Origin of the sequence: Mameliella sp. CS4, from assembly GCF_019392335.1 — a bacterium.
In the GTDB taxonomy this organism is placed as follows: domain Bacteria; phylum Pseudomonadota; class Alphaproteobacteria; order Rhodobacterales; family Rhodobacteraceae; genus Antarctobacter.
Map to the genome: position 1 here is coordinate 159,252 of NZ_JAHXRQ010000003.1, position 24,822 is coordinate 184,073.

Below are 24,822 nucleotides of genomic sequence, written 5' to 3' on the forward strand. Positions count from 1 at the left end.
TTACTCCTGTTGGTGGGTGGTTGGGTCGTTCAGATGAAGGTAACGGCGCCGGGCAAGGCCTCGACAGAGGCGGTTGCGCCCGCCGCCGGGGCGGCCAGGTCCGAGGGGATGGTCAGCCGGACCGGGCCGCTGGCAGAGGCAAGGTCGATCTCGAAGGTCTCGCCAAGGTAGTTGACCGAGGTGACGGTGCCCGACAGGGACAGCGGCCCGGTCGGCGCGTCGCCCAGACGCAGGCGCGAGGCGCGCAGCACCATCTTGGTCGCCCCGTCCGGCGCGCCTTCGCAGCGTACGCCCTTGGTTTGGAACACGCCGTTGTCGACGCTGCCGTTCAGCACCGTGCGTGCGCCCAGGAACTTGGCCGTGAAGGCCGATGTCGGCGTATCGCAAAGCTGTTGCGGCGTGCCCAGTTCCGAAATCAGACCGCCGTCCATGACGGCGATACGGTCGGACATCGAAAGCGCCTCTTGCTGGTCGTGGGTGACGAAAATGGTCGTGATGCCAAGGCGCTGTTGCAGGGCGCGGATCTCGTCGCGCATCTCGGACCGCAGGTTGGCGTCGAGGTTCGACAGCGGTTCGTCCAGCAACAGGACCTCGGGTTCGATCACCAGCGCGCGGGCCAGGGCGACGCGCTGCTGCTGACCGCCGGAGAGATTGCCGGGCAGGCGGTCGGCGAAGGCCCCCAGGCCCACGGTCTCCAGCGCGGCGCGGGCGCGTTCCTGCCGCTGCGCCTTGGGAACATTGCGCATCCGCAGGCCGAAGCCCACGTTCTCCAGCGCCGAGAGGTGCGGGAACAGCGCGTAGGCCTGAAAGACCACGCCGATGTTGCGCTTGTGCGGGGGCAGGCGGGTGATGTCCTGTCCGTTGACCATGATGTGCCCCGATGAGGGCTGGATGAACCCGGCGATCATGCGCAGCGTCGTGGTCTTGCCGCAGCCGGACGGCCCCAGCAGCGACAACAACTCTCCGCGGGCGATTTCCAGCGTCAGCTGATCGACCGCGACGGTGTCCCCGTACATGGCGGTTATCGCGTCCAGAATGAGATAGTTGCGGTCACGCATGAGGTGTTTCCTGATCTGCGGTGAAGACGAGGAGCCGGCTGGCACCGTGGTCGATGGCGATGGTCGTGGCGATCACGCCGGGATCGGTGAGGTCCGTGGCCGGATAAGGCTGGACGTCGGGCAGGGGGGCGGCCTGGATGGACAGGCGCAGGGCCTGCCCGGGATGCAGGCTGTGAAAGAGCCCCTCGAACACCAGGCGCAGCGTCCCGCCCTTCAGGCGCGTGACGGTCGCGGCCAGTGCCGTGGCGGTGCCGTGCCGGTCCACGACCGCCAGCGTTGCTGCCAGTCCCGGGTGCGGGCCATCGACGTCCAGCGTGATTTCGGCCTCGACCCGGTCGCGCAGGTGCATCGGTTCGGCAAGCGGTGCGGTGGTGTAGCAGGCCACATCGGACCGGTCGTGCAACGGACCAAGATCGACCGGACCCGTGAAGGCGCCCCCGCACAGTGGCGCCTGCCGGGTAGGATCAAGGACCAGCATGTCGGTTCCCGGCTTGGCGGGACCGGTCGTCAGCCGACCGTCCGTCACCATCTGTGACGCAAGGCCGTCTGACGTTAGGTGATAGATCCGCGACCCCGATCCGGCGATGGTTTCGGTCTGGTGCCAGCTGTCGGTGCCCGCGTCATAGGCCGTGACCCCGGCGGGGCGCGGACCAATATCCTTGAGGTAGTGATCGAAAAAGGCGAGCTGCGCCCGGTCGACCGAGATCTCCGCCCCCGGTGCCAGCCGCGCCAAACCGGCGGAGCGGTTCCATCCGATGTGTCCCCAGGGACCAAGGATAAGATGCGTCGTTTCGGCAGAGACCGCGCGAAAGGCCCTGTCGGCGGCCAGCGAGCCCCGCAGGAAGAAATCGGCCGTCCCGGCGGTCTGCATCAGGGGCACGGCGGGAGGAGGGTTCAGGTCCGCCGCCGGGTCCACGCCCGGCTCACCGCTGGCCCAGCGGGAGAGATGCGACAGGTCCGGGCGTGTCATGAGAAAGTCGAACTGCGCCTGCCAGCTCCGGTCGGGCGCCAATGCGCCGAGCGCCGCCTCGTCGCCTGTCCGGCGGGCCTTTAGCCGGGCCATCTGCGCGGCCCAGAAGGTGGACATCCGGCAGCGGAACAACTCGCCTTCGGACAGCCAGTCGGTCAGGGGGGACCATGACGCCATCGAGACCGCCATCGCGTCGGGCCGGGCGCCGCCCGCCAGCATCAGGAACTGCGTGGTGCCCTGGTAGGAGAAGCCGTAGGTGCCGACCTTGCCGTTTGATCCCGGCAGGTCACGCGCCCAGTCGAGGGTCTCGGCGCCGTCCTCGGCCTCATTGACCAGCGCGTCGAAATCGCCCTCGGACTCGCCGGTGCCGCGCACGTCCTGGATGGCGACGAAATAGCCGCGCGCCGCGTACCATGCGGGATGGGCCAGCGTGACGGTCGAGGCGATGGCGCGACCATAGGGCTGGCGCATCAGCAGGACCGGCAGGCTGTCCTGCGTGTCCGGCCGCCAGATGTCGGCGACCAGGCGGGTCCCGTCCTTCAAGCGCAGGTCCTGCCGGACAGGGCCGCGCACCGGCAGCAGGGGCCGTGGCGGGGTGTCCGCCATGTCACGCATCGTTGTACATGGTTTTCTGCGTCACGCGTTCGATCGGGAAGTCCCGAACCTCTTTCAGCAGCGCGACGAACCGGTCGGCGGCGCGGTCCAGCGCGATCCGGCCGCGCTCTGCATCGGCGGCGGCGGCATTGCCGCAGGCGCCGGAGGGATGCAGGTCCTGGGTCTGCCAGCCATAGCCGATGCGGCCTTCGGGGGTCAGAATACCGCCGGCCTTTTCCATCTCGACCGAGAGCGGCTCGAAATCCTCGGCCAGGTTCATATCCACCAGCTCGGGGTGCAGTTCGAGCAGCAGAGAGGTCTCGAACTCGCCACCGTGGATGCCGTGCTTCATCTCCTGCCCGTCGAAGAGGTCCGAGACATCGAGGTCGGCCGAGGCATTGGCGCTGACTGCAAACATGCCCAGCTTGACCCGCAACTCGCGGCAGACGATTTCCATCACCTGGGGCTGGCCGCCGTGCCAGTTGGCAAAGACCAGCTTGCGGCAGCCGGTGCGCGCGACGCTTTCGCCGATCTCGAACCAGATCCGGGCGAGGGTCTCGTAGCTGTGGGTCAGGGTGCCGGGGAATTCCAGATGCTCGACCGATTTGCCCACCGCCTGCATCGGCAGGATCAGGGCGTGCAGGTCGTCGGGGATGCGCTGGGCGACGCGGTCCATGATGCCGGCATTGATGGCGCTGTCGACGCGGACGGGCAGGTGCGGGCCGTGCTGTTCCACGGCGGCCGTGGGCAGAACGGCGACGACCTTGCTCATGTCCAGGTCGGAGAAATCCTTGGTGGAGAGATCCCACCACCAGTTCGATTTGAGCTTCATTTGCGCCGTCTCCGTCAGGTGTTCGAGTGATTCACCTGACTGTTGTCGCGGTTTGTGATGCAGGAAAAGCGGCGTTTTTAGAGGTTTGCGTTGCCAAATTGGCAACGTATGACGAAGGACGCCGTTCAAAAATCGGGGCCTGGCGGTTTCTGCGGGTCAGGCCTTCGGCAGTCCTGCCGACCGTGGGCGGGGGCGCCGTTACCCCGTCCTGAAGGCAATATTTGCATGTTTTGCAAGGGGCTGCGGGCGGCGAGGAGGAGAGGGGATTCCTGTACCAGTCCAGGTTTTCACCTGACCGGAGTGCAGGGTTTGACCTTGTCTGCCGGCAGGCTGATGGGGCCGCTTCGGTTTGGGCCCGGCGCAGAGGGCTCGCCGCATGCGCAATGCTGCACTGCCGCTTGGATGTGCGGTAAGGCGCGGGATGCATAAATTCAGGGCGGGAAAAACACGCGCCCGAATGGCCATAGTGGAGGAAGACCCCAACCTTGCGGGAATTGACGCGCTGCGGCGTGTCCCCCGCTTCGCAGTGCCGCGCAGTTGGGCGAACCGCGGCGCCCGTCGGAAATCCAAAGGCCCTGGCGCGAACTTTTTTGACTCTCGCGTCGGCTGTGCCAAACTGACCTCAGCGAACGCTCATCAAAAACAATATGTTCGATAACAAGGGAGAAACATATGAAACGATTTATTGCCACCGCTCTTGTGACCTCGACGGCCCTGGCCCCGCTCAGCGTGGCGGCGCAGGAGTGCACCAACGACACATGGAAGAAGGTCATGGAGAGCGGCACGCTCACCGTGGGGGTCAAGGCTGATTACAAACCCTGGGGGTATCGCGATACCGACGGGTCCATCATCGGGATGGAACCGGACATGGCCCAGATGATCGCCGACACGATGGGTGTCGACCTGGAACTGATGGCCGTCGTCAGCTCGAACCGGATGCAGTTCCTGGAACAAGGCCAGATCGACCTGATGATCGCCACCATGACCGACCGCCCCGACCGGCGGGAACTGGTGGGGATCGTCGGCCCCAACTACTACACCTCCGGCACGAACGTCATGGCGCCCAAGCAGCTGGGCTTTACCGACTGGTCGGACCTGACAGGCAAGCCGGTCTGCGGTATTCAGGGCGCCTTCTATAACCAGATCGTCGAGGATCGTTACGACGTCGAGGTCGTGGCCTTCTCCGGCACCGCGGAGGCCAAGCAGGCGCTGCGCGACAAGAAATGCGTGGCCTTCGTCTATGACGACAGCTCGATCGGGTCGGACATCGCCAGCGGAAACTGGGACGATTTCGAAATGCCGCTGCCGTCCGAGGATGACAGCCCCTGGGGGCTGGCCGTGCCCAAGTCCGAGGAAGACTGCGTCTTCGGTGCCTTCATGAAGGGCATGCAGTACCAGTGGCATCTCGACGGTACGCTGATCGAACTGGAAGAAAAGTGGGGGATCAAGCCCACCGCCTTCCTGGCCAAGCAACAGGAGCTGATCCAGCAGACGACGCCGATGCCGGAATAACATGATCGGATTCGAGGAGTTCTTTCGCGAACTCGCCGCCGAGCATGCGCGGTGGAACTTCATCTGGCTCTATGACGAGAAACAGGCCGGGCGGATTCTGTCCGGCCTGTGGATGACCATACAGCTGAGCATCGCCTGCGTGATCCTGTCCGTGATCATCGGCGTTGTCGGTGCCTGGGCGCAGGGCGCGCACAACCGCGTGCTGCGCGCCCTGGTGCAGGGGTATATCCAGTTTTTCCGCAACACGCCGCCCCTGGTGCAGCTGCTGTTTTTCTACTTTGCGCTGGGCCAGTTCACGCCGTCCTACAGCCCGGACGGCTGGCTGGAGGTGCCGATCATCTCGAACGTCGGATGGGCGATCATCTCGCTGTCCTTCTTTGCCGGCGCTTTCAACGTGGAAATCTTTCGCGCCGGGATCGAGGCGGTGCCTGACTCCACTGTCGAGGCGGCGGAAAGCCTGGGCATGACGCGGACGCAGACCTACCGCGAGGTGGTCTTTCCGCTGGCGCTGCGGGTGTCGATCCCCTCGCTGAACAACAACCTGGTGAACCTGGTCAAGACGACGACCCAGGCCTATGCCATCGCCGTGCCCGAACTGCTGTATGAAAGCGTGTCGGTCTGGAACGATTTCCCCTCGGCGCAGAACCCCACGATGCTGCTGCTTTTCGTGACCTATATCCTGCTGGTCGGCATCCTGGTGATGGGCATGAACCGCTGGGAACGCAAAATGAGGATTCCCGGCTATGGACAGTAGGTTGCACGGGACGACCGATCTGCCGGTCATGAAACCCTATGTCCTGCGCGGGCATCAATATGACGAGCTGTTCCTGGTGCGCTGGCTGGGATCGCTGCCGCCGTGGAGCTTGCTTGTCCTGCTGGCACTCTGGCCCGCCGCGGCCTTTGCCCAATCGGCCATGTTCGGCACCGTGGATGCCTTTGCCGCACTCTGGCGCTGGATTCCCTTCCTGACCTTTCAGGGGTTCCTGTTCAACGTCCTGATCTCGCTTTTCGCGATGCTGATCGGCACCACGCTGGGCGCGGCGCTGGGGCTGGCGCAACTGTCGCGCAACAAGGTGACGCGCGGGATCTCCTGGGCGATCACGCAGCTGTTCCGAAATTCACCCTGGCTGGTTCTGCTCTTCGTGGTGCTTCTGGCCTTTCCCTTTCAGATCACGGTCTTTGGTGTGACCATCCCGATCCCGGGCTGGGTCAAGGCGGTGATCGGGCTCAGCCTGCCGGTCATGGCCAATATCTCCGAGATCGTGCGCGGCGCGGTCAACTCGGTGCCCTCGGCGCAGTGGGAGGCGGCGGAGAGCCTGTCCTTCACCCGCACACAAACCCTGTGGCAGATCATCCTGCCGCAGTGCTTCAAGCGGATGATCCCGCCCTGGATGAACTGGTACGCGATCCTGACGATGGCCACACCGCTCTGTTCGCTCCTGGGCGTCGGTGAGATCATCACCTTTTCCCGTCAGGCGATGGAGGCCGAGAACAACCACCCGGAACTCTTGATGCCCTTCTACGGCTATGCGCTGGTGCTGTTCTTTGCCTATTGCTACCCGATCGCCCGGCTGACCATCGCGCTGGAACGGCGCTATTCCGTGAAACTGTGAGGTTGCCATGAGCTGGACCCCCGATTTGCCCATCGTGTCCCTCAAGGACGTACACAAGAGCTTTGGCGACTTCGAGGTGCTGAAGGGCGTCAGCCTGGACGTGATGAAGGGCGAGGTGATCTGCATCATCGGCCCCTCGGGGTCGGGCAAGTCGACCCTGATCCGCTGCATCAACGCGCTGAACGACATTCAGCGGGGTTCGATCACCGTCGAGGGGCAGGAGGTCAGCGACCCGAAACTGGACAAGCTGGCGTTGCGCAAGAAAGTCGGCATGGTGTTCCAGCAATACAACCTGTTTCCGCACAAGACGGCGCTGGAAAACGTCATGATGGCGCCGCTGAAGGTGCTCAAGGAAGATCCCAGGACGGTCGAGGACCGGGCGCGCTCGCTGATCAAGAAGGTGCGGCTGGAGGGGAAAGAAGACAACTACCCCGGCGAGCTGTCCGGCGGTCAGCAACAGCGCGTGGCCATTGCCCGCAGCCTGGCCATGCGGCCCGACGTGATGCTGTTCGACGAGGTGACGGCGGCGCTGGACCCTGAAACCGTCAAGGAAGTGCTGGTCACGATCAAGGACCTGGCAGCAGAGGGCATGACCTGCATCCTTGTCACGCATGAGATGGGCTTTGCCCGCGAGGTGGCGGATCACATCTATTTCACGGACAGGGGCGTGATCGTGGAACACGGGCCGCCGGCCAGCTTCTTTGACGAGGCAAAGGACCCGCGCACCAAGGAGTTCCTCAGCCAGATCCTGTAGGGTCTCAGCGTCCCTTTATCTCGATCGCGAAGCTGCGCCTTGCGCCGCTGGGCGGACGGGGGAAGGGGGCCGCGCTGCGCACCACGCCGAGCGCGGCCCGGTCCAGCGCCGAGGACCCGGAACTGCGCGCCAGCGACAGCGAGGCCAGGCCGCCAGCCGAGGAAATCGAGAAAGCCACGACGGCGGTGCCGCGTGCGTTCACGCGGGGCCGCCCGGCGCGGGACAGCTTGCGCATGACTTGGCCGGGATAGTTGCTGGCCGCTGCGTTGCCCGGCGCGGCCTTGTGACCGTTGTTGCCGGTCTTGCGCGCCTTGGCGGCCTCGTTGCCGGTGGGGCTTCCGGCGCGGGCGCTGCGCGCGGCGCCGCCGCCTTGCGGGGCGGGTTTGGGCCTCGACTTGGCCACCGGCTTGTTCGCGGCTTCGAACTCCGGTGTGCGCATCTTTGGCCGCAGCGACCGAGAGACCGCCGCGCTTTTCGGCGCTTCTCCGGTCAACCGGTCGGCAGGGGCACTGTCCGCTGTGAGCGGTTTGATCGCGGGGGCCGCGGCGACCAGGTCCAGCGTTTCGGGAGCATCGGGTTTCAACGCCTCAAGGCGCGGGCTGCTGTCGGCCTCTGCCGGGGCGATCGCAGCCAGAAGGGGGGGCGCCCGTTCAGGCGTCTGCTCGACACGGGCTTTGGCCCGCTCGGGCGTCAGTTTTTCCGGGTCTGCTTTCTCTGCAGGTGTCTTCGCGGGTTCGGGCCGGACAAGGCCCGCCGCCATGTCGGCAAAGGATGACCCAAGCCGCACCTCGGCCCCGCCCGAGGCGCCTTCGATCCGGGCCCCTTCGGGGCTGGCAAGAGTCAGGGCGACGGCGCCATGGGCCAACAGCGCCAGCGACACGGCGGATGATTTGGCAAGTCGGGACGAGACGATCATTCTAGGGCCTTCTCGGTGACAATGACAATTTTTTCGGCTCCAGCCCCACGCAGGGCACGTCCGATCCGGACCAGATCGGCGGCGTTCAGGTTCCGGTCTGGGATGATGCGCACACGGGCCTTTGCCTCTGCGGGCAGTTGCGCCATGAAGTTGGCGGCGCTGGCCTGCGATGCCCCGCGCCAGGTCATGCGCCCGTCCGCGTGGATCACCAGCGCATCGGCGGGCGCGGTGGTGTCCAGATCCGCCGTGCGCACCAGCGTCAGATCCTTGTCCAGCGGGCGGGCCAGCGTCCCCGCCACGAGAAAGAAGATCAGCATCAGGAAGACGATGTTGATCAGCGCGATGGTCGGTTCACGCTCGGTTTTCTGTCGGCGATCTCTCATGAGGTTTCCAGGACCGTGAGCCTGACGCCGGGCAGGGCGCGGACCGCCACCAGCAGATCGGTCAGGCGCTGGGCCGTGACCGCGCCTTGCAGGGCGACCACGACGGTCAGGTCGGCGTCTATGTCTTTCCGATGTTGGCGCAGCGCCTCGGGCAGGGCCGTGAGGTCGTGCGACGTGCCGTTGAGGCTCAGCCCATCGGGTGCCAACCTTAGAAACACCGGGCGCAGGCCAGAGGCTTCGCCGGTTCCGGCACCGCCTGCGGCCAGTTCAACCTCGGCAAAGCGCGAAAAGGTCGAGGAGAGCATGAAGAACAGCAGCAGGAGAAAGATCACGTCGATGAGCGAGGTCATCGACAGTTTCCGCCGCCGGTGACGCCTACGCATGGGCTGGCACTGTCGCCGGTGCGGGGGAGACCCCGAGGGCGTGATCTGCAGGCGCCAGGATCGTGCGCAGGGCCTTTTGCGCCAGCACCCTTTCGGCGTCCATCTGGCCCTCGAACCAGCTCAGCACCAGCGCAGTGGGCATGGCAACGGCCAGCCCCACGGCGGTGGTCAGCAGCGCGACCCAGATGCCGCCCGCGAGGATCGAGGGGTCGACCTGCGCCCCGGCCTCTTGCAGCGCCTGGAAGGCCGAGATCATGCCCAGAACCGTGCCGAAGAGGCCGAGCAGGGGCGCCAGTTGCGCAATGGACTCGAGCAGCCGAAACCCGGATTCAAGGCGGGCAAAGCGCACCTCTGCCTCGGCCTCCAGCCGGTCGGCATCGTCCTGGCCGTCCAGCGCCATCGCCACCACCGGGCGCAGATAGCTGCGCGACAGGTCCAGGTGGCGCCGCGCGGCCAGACGGTTGCCCATGTCCCAGGCCTCGATCGCCGCACGCAGGGCGCGGTGGCGCCCGACACCCGCCGCGGTGAATTGCCAGAGCTTGTAGAGCACGACAGCCGAGACCACGATGGATAGCGCCCCCAGCAGGATGACAACCGGACCGCCAAGGTCAAAGATCCGTTGCACGGCGTCTTGCAAAGTCTCGATCATCCGATGATCTCCACCTCGGTGCGGCTGCGCAGGTGCAGGTCCTGCGTACAGGCACCGGGACTGGCGGCCTCGCAGGTTTCGGCGCCATTGATCAGCAGGCGGCCCAGGTCGGAACAGATCAGGCCGGGGACAAGGAACTGGCGCACGCGTGGGCGGGCGGCGGGCAGGTTCCCGAAATCGAACAGGGTCATGCGATCCACGCGGCCCTCGGTGTCGAACAGCACCGCCTCGTAGACGGCCCGTGCGATGTCGCTGTCATGGCCGTTCTGGATCAGAAAGCTGATGCGGCAGGCGCCGTCGACCGGTTCCAGCGCGTTGAGTTCCAGCGAGACATGCGCACCCTGCGCCGTCTCTGACTGCGCGGGCGCTGCAAAGGTCACGGCAAGGGCGCAGAGCGCGGGAATGCCAAAGGACGGAAGGTTCATGAAACCAGCCCCCATCGATGGGATTTTCGTGTCTGGCTGGGGCGGGACACCCTGGCTGGTTGATCATGTGACTAGCAGGCAGCGATCTGTCGGACAATTCCTGATAGAAAAAGTTTGTTATTGTGGATGGCGCGGATCGGGGCGCGGGCCGACCACCCGCTGCAGATCGATCAGCTGTTCCAGGGCCAGACCCGCGCTGTCGAACTGGTCGGTTTCCGAATGCAGCAGCTCGCGCCAGCAAACGGTGCGGAATCGATCGTCCTGATCCCGGTCCGGCGCGCTCATGCGGCCCGTGCCGCGATGCTCTGGATCGAGGTGAAGCCCTCGAACCGGGGCGCGCCCTCGTGCAGTTTGCGGGTCTGGCCAGCACGGGTGTGGGCGGTGCGGAATTGCTCGCTCCGGGTCCAGGCGCGGAAATGCGCCTCGCTTTCCCAGACGGTGTGCGAAGCGTAGAGGATCTTGCCGTCTTCCTCCGGGCCGCGCAGCATGTCGAAAGCGACAAACCCCGCCATATCGCGCAGGTGGCTTTCGCGCGACAGCCAGAGCTCTTCGAACTCGGCGGCGTTTTCCAGCGGGACGGTAAAGCGATTCATGGCCAGGTACATGGCGTTTTCTCCTCAGTTGGTTTGCAGGCTGGCGCAGGGATCGTCGCGCGGCGCCGGGGGAACGATGGTAACGGTGTCGAAAGGCGTGTCAGTCTGTGCCTCGACAAAGCCGATGGCATGGGTCGTGACCTCTGGTGCGACCCGGGCGATCACGGCGGGAATGCCCCAGTCGGTGCGGGCATGGCCGTTGCCTGCGATGACCGCGATGGGCGGGCCGTAGGTGTCCAGTGCCTCAAGGGCCGCGCGGGCAAAGACGGCGTCGCGGTAGCGCTGCACCTCGACCATGCCTGCCATCATCTCGCGCGGCATGGCCTGGCAATGGGCGTCGAACTGCATCTCTTCGCGCAGGGTCTGCTGCGCGTCGGGCAGGGCCTTGTCCAGGCCGAACCGTGGGGCATCAACGCCAAAGAGGGTCGCGGCGCCGTCCCCATAGACGGCGCGCACCGTCTCGCGCGGGGCGGCGGCGCCGACAATGCGTGCCGCGCCCAGGGCGCCAAAGACCGGTGCATACAGGGCATAGTCCGGCCAGCCGCCAGTGTCCCAGATCGCCGGGATCTGGTCGCGGTCCTGATCGGCGCGGAGCGCATCCCCGGCGGTCAGCATTTCAAAGACCACGGCGGTGGGGGTCAAGCTTTCCAGTGCCGCAGCCTGGCCGATGTGGGCCTCGGGATTGTCGTGGACCTCTCCGAGGATGACGATATCGGCCACGGGATCGGCCAAGGCAGGCGTGGCGAGGCAGACTAACAGGGGAACAAGACGCATGGGTGACCTTTCAGGCGGATGCCGCGTGCGGCAGGACAAAGGGAATATCTGCCGGCGGCGGGGCAGAGACGCGCAGCGCGCAGCCATAGGCGCGCGACAGGGTGTCGTCGGTCAGGACTTCGGCAGGGGTGCCGAAGGCCACACGCTGCCCCTCTGCAAGGACGGCGATCCTGTCGGCAAAGAGCGCGGTCAGGTTCAGGTCATGCATGACGGCCAGAACGCCGCCTCCGCCACGGGCAAAGTCGCGCGCGATCTCCATCACCTGCAACTGGTGCGCGATGTCCAGGCTGGAGACCGGTTCATCCAGCAGGAGCCAGCGCGGCACGCCGTCCTCGACCGGTGCCCAGACTTGCGCCAGCACACGCGCCAGCATGACGCGCTGCGCCTCGCCCCCAGAGAGATCCTGGAACAGACGGTCGGCGTAGTGCGCCAGCCCGACGCGGGCCAGCGCCTGCATCGGCACCTCTGGCCGGTCGCCCGACGTGCCCGCCTGCACCCCGATGCGCACGACCTCGATCACCGTAAAGGGAAAGGCCAGGCGAGAGGCTTGTGGCAGGACGGCACGGGTGGCGGCCAGTTTCCAGGCCGGTTGCCCGGAGACGTCCAGCCCGTTCAGGCGCACGTGGCCCTGGTGCGGCAGGGTGCCGTCGATGGCGCCCAGCAGGGTGGATTTGCCCGACCCGTTGGGGCCGACGATGGCCGTGACCTCGCCCGACTCTGCGGTCAGGCTGACCCCGCGCAGCGCCTCGCGGCGACCATAGCGGACCCGGATGTTTTCAGCCACCAGCGTCATGGCGCGACCAATCCTTGTCGTTTCAGAAGAATCCACAGAAAGACCGGCGCGCCCAGAACGGCGGTGACGATCCCGATGGGAAGTTCAGCGGGGGCGATGATGACGCGGGCGATCACATCCGCCAGGATCAGCAGGCTGGCCCCCAGAAGCGCAGAATTCAGCAAGAGTGTGCGGTGATCCGGGCCGGAGCCGAGCCGCAGAAGATGCGGCACGACGATCCCGATAAAACCGATGCCGCCCGAGACGGCGACCGCCGCCCCGGCGGAGCCCGCCACGGCAAGGATCGCGACGTTTTTCATGCGCTGGACGTTGATGCCGATATGGGCGGCGGTCGCCTCTCCCAGCGCCAGCGCGTTCAGCCCGCGCCCCAGCACCAGGGTGGCACCGATGGACAGCAGGATCAGCGGTCCGGCGGCAAACACCTTGGCCCAGCTTGCCCCGGCAAGCGATCCCAGCCCCCAGAAGGTGAGATCCCGCAACTGCCTGTCGTCGGCGATGTAGACGAGGATGCCCGAGAGCGCCCCGGCCAGTGCCCCCAGAGCGATGCCTGCCAGCAGCATTGTCGCCACAGAGGTGCGCCCGTGCCGGGTGGACACGCGGTAGAGCAGCAGGGTCGATCCCCAGCCCCCCAGGAAAGCGGCGAAGGGCGTCAGCTGGTCGCCGGTCAGCTCTTGCATCCATGCGGGCAGCAAGGCGCCCAGGACAATGGCCAGGATCGCGCCCAGCCCGGCGCCTGCCCCCACGCCGACGATACCCGGATCGGCCAGCGGGTTGCGGAACAACCCCTGCATCGCCGCGCCGGACACGGCCAGCGCGGCCCCCACCAGAAGGCCCATCGTCAGGCGCGGCAGGCGGATGTCGAAGAGGACAACCCGTTCCATCTGGCTCAGGGGTTCGCCGCTGACCAGCTTGCCCAGAAGGGCGGTCAGGGTCACATCGGCGGCGCCCACCTGCAGGCTGGCCAGCGCGCAAAGCAGCAGGAACGCGGCCAGCATCCAATGCAGCACGCGGGCGTGGGCCAGCCGGTCGCGCGGCGGGACAAGCGGGTCAGTGATCGCGGTCATCGGATCAGCCCGGCGTTCCGTAGAGCGCCGCGTTCAGCGCCTCGATGGCCTCTGCCGTGCGCGGCCCGAACCCCAGTATCAAGAGCCCGTCCATGCGCACGACGGACCGCGTCTCTGCCGCAGGGGTCATCCGGATGGCGGGCATGTCGAACAGCTCGTCATCCCCCGCCGCGTGATCGCCCGTGCGGTCCATCATCAGGATCACGTCGGGCGCGGCGAGGCCCACGGCCTCGTCCGTCAACTGCTTGTAGCCGGTGAAATCCTCGACGGCGTTCACGCCCCCGGCCATGCGGATGATCGCATCTGCCGCCGTCCCGGTGCCCGAGGCGTTGATCTTGCCGCCATCGGTGGACAGGACAAAGAGCACGCGCTTGCGATCCTCAGCGGGTATGTCCGCGCGGGCCTGTGCCGCGTCCAGCGCCGCGCCAACCTCGGCTGCCAGCCCCTTGGCCCGCTCGGGCACGCCCAGGGCGGTGCCGACGATCTCGATCTTGTCCAGGATGCCAGTGGCGTCCAGCGCGTCGGGCACCTCGACATAGGCTAGGTCGGCGGCGCGGATCACCTCCAAGGCCTCGGGCGGCCCGGCGCCTTCCTCCGACAGGATCAGGCTGGGACCGACCGAGAGCACGCCCTCGGGAGACAGCGCGCGCATGTAGCCGACGTCCGGCAGGTTGGTCACCGCCGGGGGGTAAGTCGATGTGGTGTCACGGGCCAGCAGGCGGTGCTGCTGGCCCAGGGCCACCACGATTTCCGTCACCGCTCCGCCGATCGACAGGACATCGGCCTGCGGATGGGCGGGTTGCTGCGCGGAAACGGTCAGCGCGACCAGCGCGCCGAACATCGCGGTGGACAGGCCGGTGAACATGGCCAGCCCGCTGGAAGACGTGCAGCGTTTCATGCCGGCACCTCTTCGCGCGCGGGCAGGGCCGCGACGATCCTGCCCCAGGCGGGCCGTGAATCGCGCCCTTCCTTACCAACACCGAAGACCTGGAAGATCAGCGCGCCCTCGGCATCGAATGCCTCGACCGAAACGGCCGGTCCGCGCTGGGTGGGCTTTTCCACGGCCCAGATCTCGGCCACCTTGTCCAGACGAAGGTGCAGGTTGAAGCCGGGGTCCATCACGTTTTGCCAGGGGCCCATCGGGTGCAGGGTGTTCACCGGGCCGGAGTGGATCTGGATACAGCCCCGGTTGCCGACAAAGATCATCACCTCGATTCCCGCGTCGCGCACCGCCTCCAGCATGGCGTTGACGGCCTTGGGGGCCAGTGCGCGCACGAATGGCGCGCCCGCGATCCGGTAAGCGCCAAGGCGGTTCATCTTGAGCTTGGAACACAGGCGCAAGAATTGATGCGTGTCCGTCAGGCGTGCCCATTCCTCACGCAATATGTCCAGCTTGTCAGGGCGCGATTTCGCCCCTTCGACGGGCTTGCGTGGTGCCACAGTCTGACCCGGGGCCTGGTCGGGCAGGGCCAGCTCCGAGACAAGATCGGCCCAGGCGTTATGGTGCGAGGTCTCGCGCAGGTGGATCTTGTGGATCGCATCGCCCGCCGCGTCGAAGACTTGCAGCGATCGGCGCGGCGCGTTGCCGTCCTGCCCGGGTGTGTCCACCGCGTAGGCATGGACCCAGTGAGAGGGGAAGATGCGCAGGTCGATGTCCTCAGCCAGCACCATCGCCGCATGATCGCCGGGGTGGTAGTTGGCGTAGTGTCCGACCTTTTCATGCACGCAGCCCTCAACCCGGGTCAGGGCCATGACCTCGCCCAGGCGTGCGGCGCCCGGCATGATGCGGTCGGGGTGGGCGTCGATGCGGGTTGCGCCGTCACCGACACGGGCGGCGACAAGCTGGGCCTCGGTGATGCCCAGTTGCGCGGCAAGGTCGCGCGCGCGCATCTTGGGGGTGTCGGCCTCGGCGGCACGGATCTGTTCTGGTGATGGCGTAAGCTGCTCGGTCATGACGTCCTCGGGTCAGGGAAAGTCTGCTGGCTTCGCCGGGCTGCTGCCCCGCGTGGCTTACGCTAATTACTTGACTATTTTAGTCTGGATACCGTAAGGCTGCAACCCGTCACGATACGTTTTATCGCCCAGGCAACACTTCGCCCGCGCCAGCCTTCGCAAGCCACGGCACTTACATGGACACGAAGGAAGGCGCTTATGCTCACTCCCCTTTTGCGCGGGACCACCGCGCTTGTCTGCCTGTCGCTGGCATTGCCAGCGACGGCACAGGACGCCCCCGGGTTCCTCGGGACCCTGATTCTGACCGGAGGCAAACGGGACCTCAGTTTTGGCACGGCGCTGTCGCGCACCGTCATCGACGAGGAGGAAATCCAGGATCGCCAGGCCAGCACCGTGGCGCAGCTGATCGATTCCGTGCCCGGCGTGACGCTGGTCAACGGCACCACGCCGCAGGGGTCGGGGATCAACATTCGCGGGTTTGGCGCGAACACCACCTACGGTTCGGACCAGAAGATCGCGGTGCTGGTGGATGGCGCCGCCGTGGGGTCCGAGGAACTGTACCGCATCGGTACGCAGCTGTTCACCGACCCGTTGCTGTACAAGAACGCCGAGGTCCTGCGCGGCACCATCGGCAGCTTTGCCTATGGGTCGGGCATCGTCGGCGGGGTGGTCAAGCTGGAAAGCAAGGACGCCTCGGATTTCACGGGGGGCGTGCCGGGCTTTGCAGGGGCGCAGACCTTTGAATTCAGTTCGAACGGGGCGGGCAAGGTCAGCTCCACCACCCTGGCCTGGCAGCCGACGGACCGCGCGGAATTCCTGTTCAACTACACGATCCGGGATCAGGATGATCTGACCGCGGGCGATGGGCGAACCATCGGCAACAGCGCCTTCCGCACGCCCTCGGGGCTGGCCAAGGCCAGGTTCACCTTTGGGCAGGAGGATGCGCATGAGCTGACCTTCAGCTATTCGCAGACCCGCGCTGATGACAAGGACGTGCCCTATGACCAGTTCGCCACCACCGGCGGCACATTCGGCAATGTCGACCGGCTGACCGACACGCGGCAGGCGGTGATCGACTACCGGTTCAATCCGGTCAGCGATCTGGTGGACATGCGGGTGAACCTGTCCTTTGCGGACCAGATGATCGAATATGACTATGTGCCGGGCTCGTCGCCGCTGGAAGGCACGCCGACCTTTCCCTTCCTGGTCGACACGGTCAACGCGGACCAGCGGTATCAGACCACCAAGCTGACCCTGTCGAACCGTGCGCTGTTCGGCTCGGATGCTTTCGGGCATGACCTGCTTGCCGGCGCCGAGTTCATCCATCGGGACCGCAAGGACAACGATGCCGCCGGCGCCCCCGGCGGGTCCGACCGGCGCTTTGCCCTGTTCCTGGTGGACGAGATCACGATGGGCGCTTTCACCGTCACGCCTGCGCTGCGCTACGAGACCTCGACCGTCAAAAGCGCGACGACCTACGGCACGTTCACCAATGATACGCTGATGGGCGGGTTGGCGCTGTCCTATGACATTGGCAACGGGGTGTCGGTCTTCGGCAGTGCCGCCTATACCGAGGGCCTGCCGATCATCGACGACCTGGGCGCCAGCGCCGCCGCGCTTGCCCGCATGGACACCACGGAAAAGTCGCATACTTTCGAGTTGGGGGCGGAATACACCGGCGCGGATGTCTTTGGCGCGGGCGATACCTTTACCATTCGGGGCAACCTCTATGCCACGACCATGTGGGACATCACCAGCTACACCGCCGCCGGGTCCACCTCGACCACCCTCGACCGGGTCGAGACACGGGGGCTGGAGCTGGAAGCCTCTTACGGTCATGCCAGCGGGGCCTATGTCGATTTCGCGGGCCACGTCGGCTCGGGCGAGGAATTCGCCCCCGGGGCGGGCGGCATCACCTGGCGCAACGCCGCCGCCGACCGCGTGCAACTGACGCTGGGCAAGAAGTGGGAGGACGGGTTGGACCTGAGCTGGGAGATGGTGCATTCCGCAGATCGCCGCGATGCGCTGGGCGCCGACCTGGACACTGTCACCGTGCACAACCTGCGCGCCACATGGCGGCCGGACCAGGCGTCCTGGATGACAGGCACCGAGGTGCGGTTCGGGATCGAGAATGCCTTTGACGCCGATTATGTCGGGCACCTGTCCTCATCCACGCGCAAGGCGCCGGGCCGGACCTTCAAGGTCAGCCTGACCAAGACGTTCTGAGCCGATCCCTCCGGCCAATTCAGGCAGGGCACGGGCGGGCGGGTCCGGGGATCCCCGGACCCGCCCGTTTTCCTTTCGCTCATTTCACGCGGGTGTCGTCGATGATGCGGACGCGGGTGGCGGCGCCCGCCAGGGGCCCTGCGTCGCGCAGGATCGCCAGAAGGGCCAGCCTGTCGGCTGGGGCCAGCCGTGCACCATCCAGCCCTTTCAGGGCCTGCATCAGGCCCGCCTGCAGTGTCGGGTACAGCAGGCAGCCCAGCAGCGTTTCCGCCGGCGGCCCCATCGCGGGCCAGTAGACGCGGTTGCCGCCGGGCAGGGGTGGCAGGTCATCGGGCAGGGTGACTGTCTGACGGGCCACCACCTGCACGTCAGGGGCATAGTCCGCCGGCAGGACGATGTAGAATTGCCCGGTCTCATCCAGCGAGAGACAGAGCAACGCCCCGGCGCGGTCGGAGTTGAGTGCCAACCGCATCAGGCTGTCGGCGCAATCCGCGGGCACGCGGGCGGCGTCGGTGGCGTGGCAGACCGGGTAGGTTCCTGCCCGCCCGCCAGAGGCCGTCAGGGACAGCTGTCCTTTGCCCATCGCCCCCAGCGCGCTTGCGATCCCGTCCAGGCCCGTGCCCTGGGCCATGTTGGCCGGGTCCAGCAACGCCCGCAGATGCGCCGGCATCCGCAACGAGGACAGGTCCAGCGTGCGCGAAGCGCGCAGCGCGCCGTCCTGCGACAGGCGCAGCACCAGTTGAAAGCGATTGCGGTCGATCAGCCGGACGCTGCCGCCCAGGTAGTAACCGCTGGCGGGCGGCGGCCCGCGCCGCACCCGCGCGGGCGGCGCATCGCGCAAGAGCGCGGTGACCGAATTGGCCGCGTCCAGCCAGGCCTCCACGGCCATGTCCGCCAGGGTCCGGCCAACGGGTGTTTCCAATCCCGAGGTCTCATTCACGAAGGCGCCGACCGTGATCTCGTCCCGCGCTTCGGGCAGCATGTCCAGGAACTGGCGGATGGCGGCGCTGATGGCGGCGCGCGGGTCGCCCCCGGCCTGACCTGTCAGCCCGGTCAGCCGCCTGTCCGAGGTCTTGACGATCACCCGCCCGTCGCTGAGATCGACCAGCGTCAGCCGCAGGGTCACGTCCCCATCCGCGATGCCGGTTTCCCCGACCAGGACAAAATCCGCCTCCTGCCGAAGAGTGGATTGCACGGTTTCCTGCCAGGCGGTTGTGCCTTGCCGGTTCAGCACCAGTGCGAGCGAGGCGCGCAATTCGGCGCTGCCGGCCAGGATGCGGGGCTTGGCAGGCCAGTCGGCGCACATCTCCTGCGCGGCGCGGCTCATGATCGCCTCAACCTCGGCAACCGGCAACGGGGTCTCCGCCGCCAGCGGCGCCGCAAGCGCAATGGTGCTGCCCGCCGGGATCTGTCCCTCTGCCATCCGGCAGAGTTCCGCGCCCAGTTGGGTTTCGGCCTGCGCCAAGGCGGTGCGGGGCAGGATCAAGGCCAGCGCGAGCAGGGCGGACAGGAGGGCAATGCGCAGCATGGGTCAGTCTTCCGTGACGTATTCGGCCAGCACGTTGTCCTCGCTGCCGGGCAGCAGGCTGGGCGATTGGCGCAGGTCCTGCTGGGCCAGTCTTTCGTCGATGTGATCGCGCAATTCGGACAGGCGGATCCGCCCGTCGCCATCGGCATCCGCCGCACCGCGCAGCCCCTCCAGCGTGTAGTAGCTGAAGGCGCCTTGCTTCTTGTCGTCCAGCCAGTGGGCAAACTGCGGCGTGCGGAAATCGGTTGCTGTCAGGACCGAAACCCGGGCCTTTTCCTGCGGCGGCGCCACGGCGACCCCGAAAGCGCCCGAGACGCCTGGCACAAGGCTGCCCTGCGTGGACAGGCCCGAGAAACAGGCGTCCAGCAGGACGGTGACACTCTTGACCGGCAGGGTTTCCAGCTGACGGATCAGCATGTCCAGCGGGTAGGCGCCAAAGCCCGGTTCGGCGGCGGGCACGTCCACGGGCAGCAGATAGCCGCTTGGCAGGCCTTCCTCGTGAAAGACAGGGACACCGTGGCCCGAGTAGATGACCACGATGTCATCGACAAAGCGCGCGCGGCGGGCCAGCCGCCCGTCCGGCACCTCGTCGGTGCCGAACCAGCGCGCCATGCCGATGGAGTTCAGGTCCTTTTCGACGATGATGTTTTCCTGCGGCACGCGCAGGGTGTCACGGAAATAGCGGGCAAAGGCCTCGGCATCGTTGTGGGCATATTCGACAGGCGGCGCCTCGGCGTAGCTGCGGTTGCCGATGATCAGGACCAGCGTTTCGGGCCGGGCGACGGCCACGGTGACGGGCGCCTTGGGCGCAGGCGCGGGCCGGGGGGCGGCAATCACCGGCTGGCGTTCCGGAAGATCGGGCCAGAGCGCCTCTGGCACCGGCCACAGCCGCACGGTCCCGTCCCAGCTGGCGGTCAGCAGGCTGCGCCCGTCGGGTGCGAAATCCACCGCGTCGATCGAGGCGCCGTGGCCGTCGAAAACCTGCAGTTCCTCACCCTTCTCGACGTTCCAGAGATAGGCCTTGCGGTTCCATTCACCGGTCAGGGCCAGCGCGCCATCGGGGCTGAGATCGACGGCGCGGATTGCGGCCTCGTGCCCCGGAAAGCGCCGCAGGACCTTGCCTGTGTCCAGATCCCAGAGGATCGCGCTCTTGTCCCAGCTGCCGGTGATGGCGCGTTTGCCTTCGGGGCCGAAGGCCACCGAGAGGATCAGCGCCTCGTGCCCGTCAAGGGTGCGGATCTCCTCGCCGCTGGCCATGTCCCACAGTCGCGCGGTCCGGTCTGTGCTGCCGGTCAGGAGGCGGGTGCCGTCAGGGCTAATCGCCAGCGAGGTGATGGTTTCATCGTGGCCGGAAAATTGGCGCAATTGGGCGCCGCTGCGCAGGTCCCAGAGCCGCGCGATCCCGTCGTTGCCGCCGGTGACGGCCTGCCGCCCGTTGGGGCTGTAGGCGGCAGAGGTAAAGCGCCCGCCGTCCTGCGTCAGTTTCAGGACTTCCTCGCCGGTGGAGAGGTCCCAGACCCGCGCGGTGCCATCGGCGCTGGCGGTCAGGGCGCGGGTGCCATCGGGGCTGAAGGCGACGCCGCTCACGCGGTGCTCATGGCCTTCGAGGATGGCCAGCCCGCGCTGGGTGGACACCTCCCAGAGTTCCGCCGTGTAATCGGCGCTGCCGGTCAGGACATGCCGACCGTCGGGGCTGAAGACGGCGGCGTCGATGGCGCCCTGATGGCCGGTCAGCACGGTCGAGCCCGGCTCTTCGGCCCAGAGCGGGCCGGTCTGGACAAGACCGGCCAGTGCTGTTGCCAAGGCGAACCGGGTCAGAGGCTGTATGCGTCGCATTCGGATGCCTTTCCAGGTCGTGCGGGGCGTCACCAGGTGATGGTGATGTTGCCGTCCTTGTCCTTTTGCAGCGTGCCGGGCAAGGGTTCTTCGGGCGGGGCCACCGGTTCGACGCTTTCGACGGGCGGCGGCGCAGTGGGCGCGGCTGCGGGGGCGTTCGACTCAGGCCTTGCGGGCAGAAGCAGCGTCACCTCGACCCGGCGGTTGATCGCGGCGGTCGGATTGCCGGGCGTCTTGAGCCGGGTTTCACCAAAACCGACGGCGATGAGGCGGTGCGGCTCGATGGGGAAATTTTCGACGAGGAAGCGTGCAACGCTTTCGGCGCGTCGCTCCGAGAGCCACTGGTTGTAGGCGTCGTCGCCCGAAACATCCGTATGGCCAGCGATCAGGTAGCGATGCGGACGCAGCGCCGAGGAGGCCAGCGCGTGCCCGAGCGCGGCCAGGTCCTCGCGGGCGCGCCAAGTCAGCTCGTAGCTGTCGAGCGCAAAAAAGACCTGCAGGTCGATGCTGTGTTGCGGCACCACCCAGACTGTGCGGCCGCCGATCTGCACGCCCCGGGCGGCCTCTTCTACAGGGGCGGTGCTTTCCTGCTGCACCGGGGCTAGCGAGGTGATGATCTTCTGGATCTCTTCGGCCTGGTCGGCCTGCACCGGCAGGGCGGTGACAAGGGCAAGGCTCAATCCGGCGAGCCACTTGGGTGCGGTGATGGTCATGTCTCTTCTCCCTTGGGTGCGGTGGCGCGGCTGTCAGTTGCCGCGCAGCAGGTCGGTGACACCGCCAGAGCCCAGACCGGTGCCCGGGGGCGGCGCATGGCGGCTTTCCAGCGGCAGATCGGTTGCGGGGTCGGCGGGCGGCGTGGCGGGGGGGGCCGAAGGTGCGGCCCCGGTGATCTCGCGCAGCAGGTCGGACTGCGCCAGGATCGCGCTCAGCCGGGTGCTCTTGTTGAAGCTGTGGTCGTCGTTGGCTGTCATGCCGCCGGAATGGTGCAGGGCGACAGGGTGCAACTCGCGGTCGAAAAGGATCGAGCCGGAGCTGCCGGGCTGGGTGTCGCAGCGGTGGCGCAGGATCGGCCCGCTGTCCTGCTCTCGCAGGGCGAAACAGCGGAACCGCGTCATGACCTGGGGCCGGCCCAGCGGATGATGGATCACCATGAGCGGATCGCCCGGGTCGACGGTGACGTCCTCGATCAGCAGCGGCAGGATGTCCTGTGGCAGATCGATCATGCGCACGAGGCTGAAATCCAAGACCGAATGCCAGTCGGCAGGGTCGATCGACAGGGTATAGCGCTGCGTATCCTTGGCGCCTTGCAAGAGGTAGCCGGTCAGGATCGAGGCGGCGAGCAGCCTGTGGGGCCCGTCTTCGGGAATGCAGTGGTGGTTGGTCAGGACCCAGCCGCCAGGCAGGATCGCGCCGGTGCAGGTCACGAGGTCGCGCCCGCCCCGGTCGTTCTGTTCAAGCAGGTCGACCCTGCCGATGGCCTGGGCCAGGCGGCGGATCGGATCGTCGGCGGGCAATTCGCGGATCGGTTCAAAGGCCCCGTCCTGCGCCGCGATATAGGCGCTGGCATTGCCGGTGCTTTCTAGGAAGACGAGGTCCGTCTTGCCATAGTCATCGGCGCTGAAGGTGGCGACCTGGGCCTGTGCCGACACAGCGGCCAGCGACAGGGCAAGGGTGAGCACGAAACGGATCATCCTGTGGGTCTTTCGATCTGCGGGAACAGGGGGGGATGCGCCGAGGCGCGGCGCATCCCGGTTTTCATCGGTGTTCAGCGGTTGCCCATGAGGCCGATCTTCTGGATCTCGAACCGGTTGCCCGACATCGCGATCCGGGCCTGGACACCCATCGATTCAACCATCAGGCGCAGGTTGCGGTTCAACCGCGCCACGTCCGAGCAGGTCTCGTACCAGTAGTCGGCGCTGGTCATGGTGACACGCACCGGGCGGTGGTGGTCATAGCCCTTGAAACCGGCCAGGTAGCCTTCGATCAGGGTCATTTCCTGCGGCTGGAACCCGGTGAAGGCCAGCGTATAGGCGGTGGTCAGGCCGGTGCAGCCAGCGGGGGCCGGAATGACCGGCTGCTGGGCAACGGGCGGTGTCACGATTACCGGCTGTTGCGGCATCGGCTGCGGGCTGGCGGGCGAGAGCACGTCAAGCTTGGTGGCCAGGACACGGCCCACCTCTGCGCCGATGGTCTTGGCCTCTTTGCCGACATGTTCCAGAACGCAGTCGCGGTTGCAGACACGCGGCAGCGAGGCGACCGGGATCTCACCCGCGCCGGGGCCAAAGGCCACCTCGAAGTTGCCGAGGCTCTGCATGGTCTGCGCGTGCAGCATACGGCCCGTCACCCGGATGCGCAGGTCCAGCACGTCGGGGATATAGGGGTTCTGATCCGCCGAGGCGTAGATCTGGATCGGCATGATCACGTCGATCGGAACGTTGGGCACGCGCTGGGCCAGGGCGATCAGCTCGGCATCCGACCGGCGCACGCGGTTCGGATCGGTAAAGCTCATGATGACGCCGGTCTGGTCATAGACGCGAAAGCCCATCGTCTGCATCTCGGTGATCATGGCGCGCAGAACGCGTTCGAACACGCGAGAGTTGCCGGGCACCGTGTCGAGGTCGGCGTCCTCTGGCACGGGCAGGATGTTGGGTTGATCGCCGGCGTATGTGGGCGCCGGGGCAAGCGAGAGGGCCAGCACGAGCGCCAGGCTCGCGAATGCGCCCATCAGGGTCTTGGTCAGGAATTTCATGTGGGACTCCTCCAATGTGGTCCGGATTTCTGCGCGGCGCCCGGGAAGGCGCGGCGCCTATGGCTTAGTGAAGAACGATGATGCGGCCGTCGGGCTGGACGATCACGCGACCAGAGGCCGGCAGGCCGGGGTCGCAGTCGATGCCCGGCTCGGGCGAGAAATCGTCCAGGTCCAGCGCCTTGCCGTCCGGGCTGACGACACCGGCGGGGCAGGGCGGCAGCGGCGGCACGTATTGCGCGCCGGTCTGTGGCGGCAGCACGGGCTGTGGCATCGGCTGCGGCATGGGCTGCTTGTCCAGATCGCTGGTCTGCGGGGCCGGTTGCGGCACCGCTTGGGGCAGTGGGACCATCGGCTGCACCCTGTCGATCAGAGTGATCTCGACCCGACGGTTCTCGGCCGCATAGGGATCGGCGGGGTTGCGGGGATAACGCTCGCCCCATCCGACCACTTCGAGCCGCCACGAGGGGATCGAGTGATAGCGCATCAGGTAGCGCTTGACCGCCCAGGCCCGGCGATAGGACAGGTCGACGTTGTAATCCTCGGGCCCGCGCGCGTCGGTGTGACCGGCGATCAGGTAGCGGTTGTTCATCAACTGCGGGGACCTCAGCGCCTGGCCGATCAGGTCCAGGTCCTGCCGCGCAGGGGGTGTCAGGAAAGCGCTGTCATAAGCGAAATACACTGTCACGTCCAAGCTGTAGCCATAGTTCAGCACGATGGGCCGCCGGTCGATGATGATGGTCGTCGGCCGCCCCACGATCACCGGCGGCAGAAAGACGTCCGGCAAGGGATGCGTGACCACGGGCGGCGTTCCGGCCGGCGGCGTGGCGGGCTGACCTGCCATCGGCGCCAGCGACTTGATGATCGCGGTGACGCTGTCCGCCCGCGAGCTGTCCAGTTGCAGGGTTTCGGTCGTTGTCTGCGCATGGGCCGGAGAGAAGGCTCCGACCGCGACGGCAAACAGGATGGATAGTCGTTTTCGGATGTGGTGCATGTCGTCTCCCCCACGGCAATGCGTTGGACACCCGTCTAGGAATTCGGCTGATACCGGAACTGACTGGAACTTGGGTGCCTGTGAAGTCAGCCTCGTCCAATCAGGAAGCAGCGGCCTTGAGGCAGATCAAAAAGAATTCGATTTGCAGAATATAATTACCTGACAGGAGGTTGCGATCGCTTCTTCATGTTTTGGAAAAGGCGATCCGCCTATTTCGCCGCGCGGA

At 66.5% G+C, this 24,822-nt stretch carries 26 protein-coding genes; 5 read left to right on the forward strand and 21 right to left on the reverse strand.

Annotated features, from left to right (window positions below; all coding sequences use genetic code 11):
- Positions 1-29 precede the first annotated feature (29 nt).
- Genes KZZ07_RS06275 through KZZ07_RS06285 form a run of 3 tightly spaced genes read right to left on the reverse strand, consistent with a single transcriptional unit; the run spans position 30 to position 3,454 of the window.
- Entirely contained in the window at positions 30-1,058 is a 1,029-nt protein-coding gene (locus KZZ07_RS06275; protein ID WP_219512946.1) for an ABC transporter ATP-binding protein, read from the reverse strand.
- Complete coding sequence (locus tag KZZ07_RS06280; protein ID WP_219512947.1) at positions 1,051-2,634, reverse strand: CocE/NonD family hydrolase; 1,584 nt, start codon at positions 2,632-2,634, stop codon at positions 1,051-1,053. Before KZZ07_RS06280 ends, KZZ07_RS06275 begins: the two co-directional genes overlap by 8 nt.
- A gap of 1 nt (position 2,635) precedes the next feature.
- Positions 2,636-3,454: a creatininase family protein gene (locus KZZ07_RS06285; RefSeq protein WP_219512948.1), complete on the reverse strand. Its 819-nt coding sequence runs from the start codon at positions 3,452-3,454 to the stop codon at positions 2,636-2,638.
- Positions 3,455-4,126: 672 nt separating this feature from the next.
- Between KZZ07_RS06285 and KZZ07_RS06290 the strand changes: the two genes are divergently transcribed.
- From KZZ07_RS06290 to KZZ07_RS06305, 4 genes are read left to right on the forward strand one after another with little or no spacing between them, the layout of a single operon-like run.
- Positions 4,127-4,966, forward strand: coding sequence for a transporter substrate-binding domain-containing protein (locus KZZ07_RS06290; RefSeq protein WP_219512949.1), 840 nt, complete (start codon positions 4,127-4,129; stop codon positions 4,964-4,966).
- Between the two features lies 1 nt (position 4,967).
- The gene (locus KZZ07_RS06295; protein ID WP_219512950.1) at positions 4,968-5,720 is read left to right on the forward strand and encodes an amino acid ABC transporter permease; all 753 of its coding nucleotides are present in this window, start codon (positions 4,968-4,970) and stop codon (positions 5,718-5,720) included.
- The gene (locus tag KZZ07_RS06300; protein ID WP_255564187.1) at positions 5,710-6,579 is read left to right on the forward strand and encodes an amino acid ABC transporter permease; all 870 of its coding nucleotides are present in this window, start codon (positions 5,710-5,712) and stop codon (positions 6,577-6,579) included. The genes KZZ07_RS06295 and KZZ07_RS06300 overlap by 11 nt, the downstream gene beginning before the upstream one ends.
- Before the next feature lie 7 nt (positions 6,580-6,586).
- Positions 6,587-7,333 carry an amino acid ABC transporter ATP-binding protein gene (locus tag KZZ07_RS06305; RefSeq protein ID WP_255564188.1) on the forward strand — a complete coding sequence of 249 codons (747 nt, stop codon included), beginning with the start codon at positions 6,587-6,589 and terminating at the stop codon, positions 7,331-7,333.
- Positions 7,334-7,337: 4 nt separating this feature from the next.
- On the opposite strand, the gene KZZ07_RS06310 is transcribed toward KZZ07_RS06305, so the two are convergent.
- The 12 genes from KZZ07_RS06310 to KZZ07_RS06365 all read right to left on the reverse strand — a co-directional run bounded on the left by KZZ07_RS06310 (position 7,338) and on the right by KZZ07_RS06365 (position 15,266).
- Positions 7,338-8,249, reverse strand: a complete 912-nt coding sequence (locus KZZ07_RS06310; protein WP_219512951.1) for an energy transducer TonB family protein — start codon at positions 8,247-8,249, stop codon at positions 7,338-7,340.
- Positions 8,246-8,632, reverse strand: a complete 387-nt coding sequence (locus KZZ07_RS06315) for an ExbD/TolR family protein (protein ID WP_219512953.1) — start codon at positions 8,630-8,632, stop codon at positions 8,246-8,248. Before KZZ07_RS06315 ends, KZZ07_RS06310 begins: the two co-directional genes overlap by 4 nt.
- Positions 8,629-9,015, reverse strand: coding sequence for a biopolymer transporter ExbD (locus KZZ07_RS06320; RefSeq protein ID WP_255564189.1), 387 nt, complete (start codon positions 9,013-9,015; stop codon positions 8,629-8,631). Before KZZ07_RS06320 ends, KZZ07_RS06315 begins: the two co-directional genes overlap by 4 nt.
- A complete protein-coding gene (locus KZZ07_RS06325) occupies positions 9,008-9,664 on the reverse strand; it encodes a MotA/TolQ/ExbB proton channel family protein (RefSeq protein ID WP_219512955.1) in 657 nt (218 codons plus the stop codon). The genes KZZ07_RS06320 and KZZ07_RS06325 overlap by 8 nt, the downstream gene beginning before the upstream one ends.
- Positions 9,661-10,089 (reverse strand): hypothetical protein, encoded by a 429-nt coding sequence (locus KZZ07_RS06330; RefSeq protein ID WP_255564190.1) that lies wholly within the window; start codon positions 10,087-10,089, stop codon positions 9,661-9,663. Before KZZ07_RS06330 ends, KZZ07_RS06325 begins: the two co-directional genes overlap by 4 nt.
- Positions 10,090-10,206: 117 nt before the next feature.
- A complete protein-coding gene (locus KZZ07_RS06335; RefSeq protein ID WP_219512957.1) occupies positions 10,207-10,374 on the reverse strand; it encodes a hypothetical protein in 168 nt (55 codons plus the stop codon).
- Positions 10,371-10,694, reverse strand: coding sequence for a heme-degrading protein HmuQ (gene hmuQ / locus KZZ07_RS06340; protein WP_219512958.1), 324 nt, complete (start codon positions 10,692-10,694; stop codon positions 10,371-10,373). The genes KZZ07_RS06335 and hmuQ overlap by 4 nt, the downstream gene beginning before the upstream one ends.
- Positions 10,695-10,706: 12 nt before the next feature.
- Positions 10,707-11,456 (reverse strand): ChaN family lipoprotein, encoded by a 750-nt coding sequence (locus tag KZZ07_RS06345; RefSeq protein ID WP_255564191.1) that lies wholly within the window; start codon positions 11,454-11,456, stop codon positions 10,707-10,709.
- A gap of 10 nt (positions 11,457-11,466) precedes the next feature.
- Entirely contained in the window at positions 11,467-12,249 is a 783-nt protein-coding gene (locus KZZ07_RS06350; RefSeq protein WP_219512960.1) for a heme ABC transporter ATP-binding protein, read from the reverse strand.
- Positions 12,246-13,313, reverse strand: a complete 1,068-nt coding sequence (locus KZZ07_RS06355; RefSeq protein WP_219512961.1) for a FecCD family ABC transporter permease — start codon at positions 13,311-13,313, stop codon at positions 12,246-12,248. Before KZZ07_RS06355 ends, KZZ07_RS06350 begins: the two co-directional genes overlap by 4 nt.
- Before the next feature lie 4 nt (positions 13,314-13,317).
- A complete protein-coding gene (locus KZZ07_RS06360; RefSeq protein ID WP_255564192.1) occupies positions 13,318-14,211 on the reverse strand; it encodes a heme/hemin ABC transporter substrate-binding protein in 894 nt (297 codons plus the stop codon).
- Complete coding sequence (locus tag KZZ07_RS06365; protein WP_219512962.1) at positions 14,208-15,266, reverse strand: hemin-degrading factor; 1,059 nt, start codon at positions 15,264-15,266, stop codon at positions 14,208-14,210. The genes KZZ07_RS06360 and KZZ07_RS06365 overlap by 4 nt, the downstream gene beginning before the upstream one ends.
- A gap of 198 nt (positions 15,267-15,464) precedes the next feature.
- Between KZZ07_RS06365 and KZZ07_RS06370 the strand changes: the two genes are divergently transcribed.
- Positions 15,465-17,492 (forward strand): TonB-dependent receptor domain-containing protein, encoded by a 2,028-nt coding sequence (locus KZZ07_RS06370; RefSeq protein ID WP_219512963.1) that lies wholly within the window; start codon positions 15,465-15,467, stop codon positions 17,490-17,492.
- 79 nt (positions 17,493-17,571) lie between these two features.
- On the opposite strand, the gene KZZ07_RS06375 is transcribed toward KZZ07_RS06370, so the two are convergent.
- The 6 genes from KZZ07_RS06375 to KZZ07_RS06400 form a co-directional block, all read right to left on the reverse strand.
- The gene (locus KZZ07_RS06375) at positions 17,572-19,020 is read right to left on the reverse strand and encodes a hypothetical protein (RefSeq protein ID WP_219512964.1); all 1,449 of its coding nucleotides are present in this window, start codon (positions 19,018-19,020) and stop codon (positions 17,572-17,574) included.
- 3 nt (positions 19,021-19,023) lie between these two features.
- On the reverse strand, positions 19,024-20,856 hold the full coding sequence (locus KZZ07_RS06380) for a caspase family protein (RefSeq protein ID WP_219512965.1): 1,833 nt from the start codon (positions 20,854-20,856) through the stop codon (positions 19,024-19,026).
- A 29-nt stretch (positions 20,857-20,885) separates the two neighbouring features.
- Positions 20,886-21,569, reverse strand: a complete 684-nt coding sequence (locus tag KZZ07_RS06385) for an OmpA family protein (protein ID WP_219512966.1) — start codon at positions 21,567-21,569, stop codon at positions 20,886-20,888.
- 33 nt (positions 21,570-21,602) lie between these two features.
- Positions 21,603-22,547 carry a trypsin-like serine peptidase gene (locus KZZ07_RS06390; RefSeq protein ID WP_219512967.1) on the reverse strand — a complete coding sequence of 315 codons (945 nt, stop codon included), beginning with the start codon at positions 22,545-22,547 and terminating at the stop codon, positions 21,603-21,605.
- 74 nt (positions 22,548-22,621) lie between these two features.
- A complete protein-coding gene (locus KZZ07_RS06395) occupies positions 22,622-23,605 on the reverse strand; it encodes a hypothetical protein (protein ID WP_219512968.1) in 984 nt (327 codons plus the stop codon).
- A gap of 64 nt (positions 23,606-23,669) precedes the next feature.
- Complete coding sequence (locus KZZ07_RS06400) at positions 23,670-24,596, reverse strand: OmpA family protein (RefSeq protein ID WP_219512970.1); 927 nt, start codon at positions 24,594-24,596, stop codon at positions 23,670-23,672.
- Positions 24,597-24,822: the final 226 nt, after the last annotated feature.

Bases quoted from the DNA above. Each gene is read 5' to 3' on its own strand.
- KZZ07_RS06300 (WP_255564187.1), top strand. From the start codon at position 5,710: ATGGACAGTAGGTTGCACGGGACGACCGATCTGCCGGTCATGAAACCC.
- KZZ07_RS06355 (WP_219512961.1), bottom strand. From the start codon at position 13,313: ATGACCGCGATCACTGACCCGCTTGTCCCGCCGCGCGACCGGCTGGCC.
- KZZ07_RS06315 (WP_219512953.1), bottom strand. From the start codon at position 8,632: ATGAGAGATCGCCGACAGAAAACCGAGCGTGAACCGACCATCGCGCTG.
- KZZ07_RS06330 (WP_255564190.1), bottom strand. From the start codon at position 10,089: ATGAACCTTCCGTCCTTTGGCATTCCCGCGCTCTGCGCCCTTGCCGTG.
- KZZ07_RS06310 (WP_219512951.1), bottom strand. From the start codon at position 8,249: ATGATCGTCTCGTCCCGACTTGCCAAATCATCCGCCGTGTCGCTGGCG.
- KZZ07_RS06380 (WP_219512965.1), bottom strand. From the start codon at position 20,856: ATGCGACGCATACAGCCTCTGACCCGGTTCGCCTTGGCAACAGCACTG.
- KZZ07_RS06290 (WP_219512949.1), top strand. From the start codon at position 4,127: ATGAAACGATTTATTGCCACCGCTCTTGTGACCTCGACGGCCCTGGCC.
- KZZ07_RS06280 (WP_219512947.1), bottom strand. From the start codon at position 2,634: ATGGCGGACACCCCGCCACGGCCCCTGCTGCCGGTGCGCGGCCCTGTC.
- KZZ07_RS06390 (WP_219512967.1), bottom strand. From the start codon at position 22,547: ATGATCCGTTTCGTGCTCACCCTTGCCCTGTCGCTGGCCGCTGTGTCG.
- KZZ07_RS06365 (WP_219512962.1), bottom strand. From the start codon at position 15,266: ATGACCGAGCAGCTTACGCCATCACCAGAACAGATCCGTGCCGCCGAG.
- KZZ07_RS06385 (WP_219512966.1), bottom strand. From the start codon at position 21,569: ATGACCATCACCGCACCCAAGTGGCTCGCCGGATTGAGCCTTGCCCTT.
- KZZ07_RS06275 (WP_219512946.1), bottom strand. From the start codon at position 1,058: ATGCGTGACCGCAACTATCTCATTCTGGACGCGATAACCGCCATGTAC.
- KZZ07_RS06320 (WP_255564189.1), bottom strand. From the start codon at position 9,015: ATGCGTAGGCGTCACCGGCGGCGGAAACTGTCGATGACCTCGCTCATC.
- KZZ07_RS06305 (WP_255564188.1), top strand. From the start codon at position 6,587: ATGAGCTGGACCCCCGATTTGCCCATCGTGTCCCTCAAGGACGTACAC.
- KZZ07_RS06360 (WP_255564192.1), bottom strand. From the start codon at position 14,211: ATGAAACGCTGCACGTCTTCCAGCGGGCTGGCCATGTTCACCGGCCTG.
- KZZ07_RS06345 (WP_255564191.1), bottom strand. From the start codon at position 11,456: ATGCGTCTTGTTCCCCTGTTAGTCTGCCTCGCCACGCCTGCCTTGGCC.
- KZZ07_RS06285 (WP_219512948.1), bottom strand. From the start codon at position 3,454: ATGAAGCTCAAATCGAACTGGTGGTGGGATCTCTCCACCAAGGATTTC.
- KZZ07_RS06375 (WP_219512964.1), bottom strand. From the start codon at position 19,020: ATGCTGCGCATTGCCCTCCTGTCCGCCCTGCTCGCGCTGGCCTTGATC.
- KZZ07_RS06295 (WP_219512950.1), top strand. From the start codon at position 4,968: ATGATCGGATTCGAGGAGTTCTTTCGCGAACTCGCCGCCGAGCATGCG.
- hmuQ (WP_219512958.1), bottom strand. From the start codon at position 10,694: ATGTACCTGGCCATGAATCGCTTTACCGTCCCGCTGGAAAACGCCGCC.
- KZZ07_RS06350 (WP_219512960.1), bottom strand. From the start codon at position 12,249: ATGACGCTGGTGGCTGAAAACATCCGGGTCCGCTATGGTCGCCGCGAG.
- KZZ07_RS06370 (WP_219512963.1), top strand. From the start codon at position 15,465: ATGCTCACTCCCCTTTTGCGCGGGACCACCGCGCTTGTCTGCCTGTCG.
- KZZ07_RS06395 (WP_219512968.1), bottom strand. From the start codon at position 23,605: ATGAAATTCCTGACCAAGACCCTGATGGGCGCATTCGCGAGCCTGGCG.
- KZZ07_RS06400 (WP_219512970.1), bottom strand. From the start codon at position 24,596: ATGCACCACATCCGAAAACGACTATCCATCCTGTTTGCCGTCGCGGTC.
- KZZ07_RS06325 (WP_219512955.1), bottom strand. From the start codon at position 9,664: ATGATCGAGACTTTGCAAGACGCCGTGCAACGGATCTTTGACCTTGGC.
- KZZ07_RS06335 (WP_219512957.1), bottom strand. From the start codon at position 10,374: ATGAGCGCGCCGGACCGGGATCAGGACGATCGATTCCGCACCGTTTGC.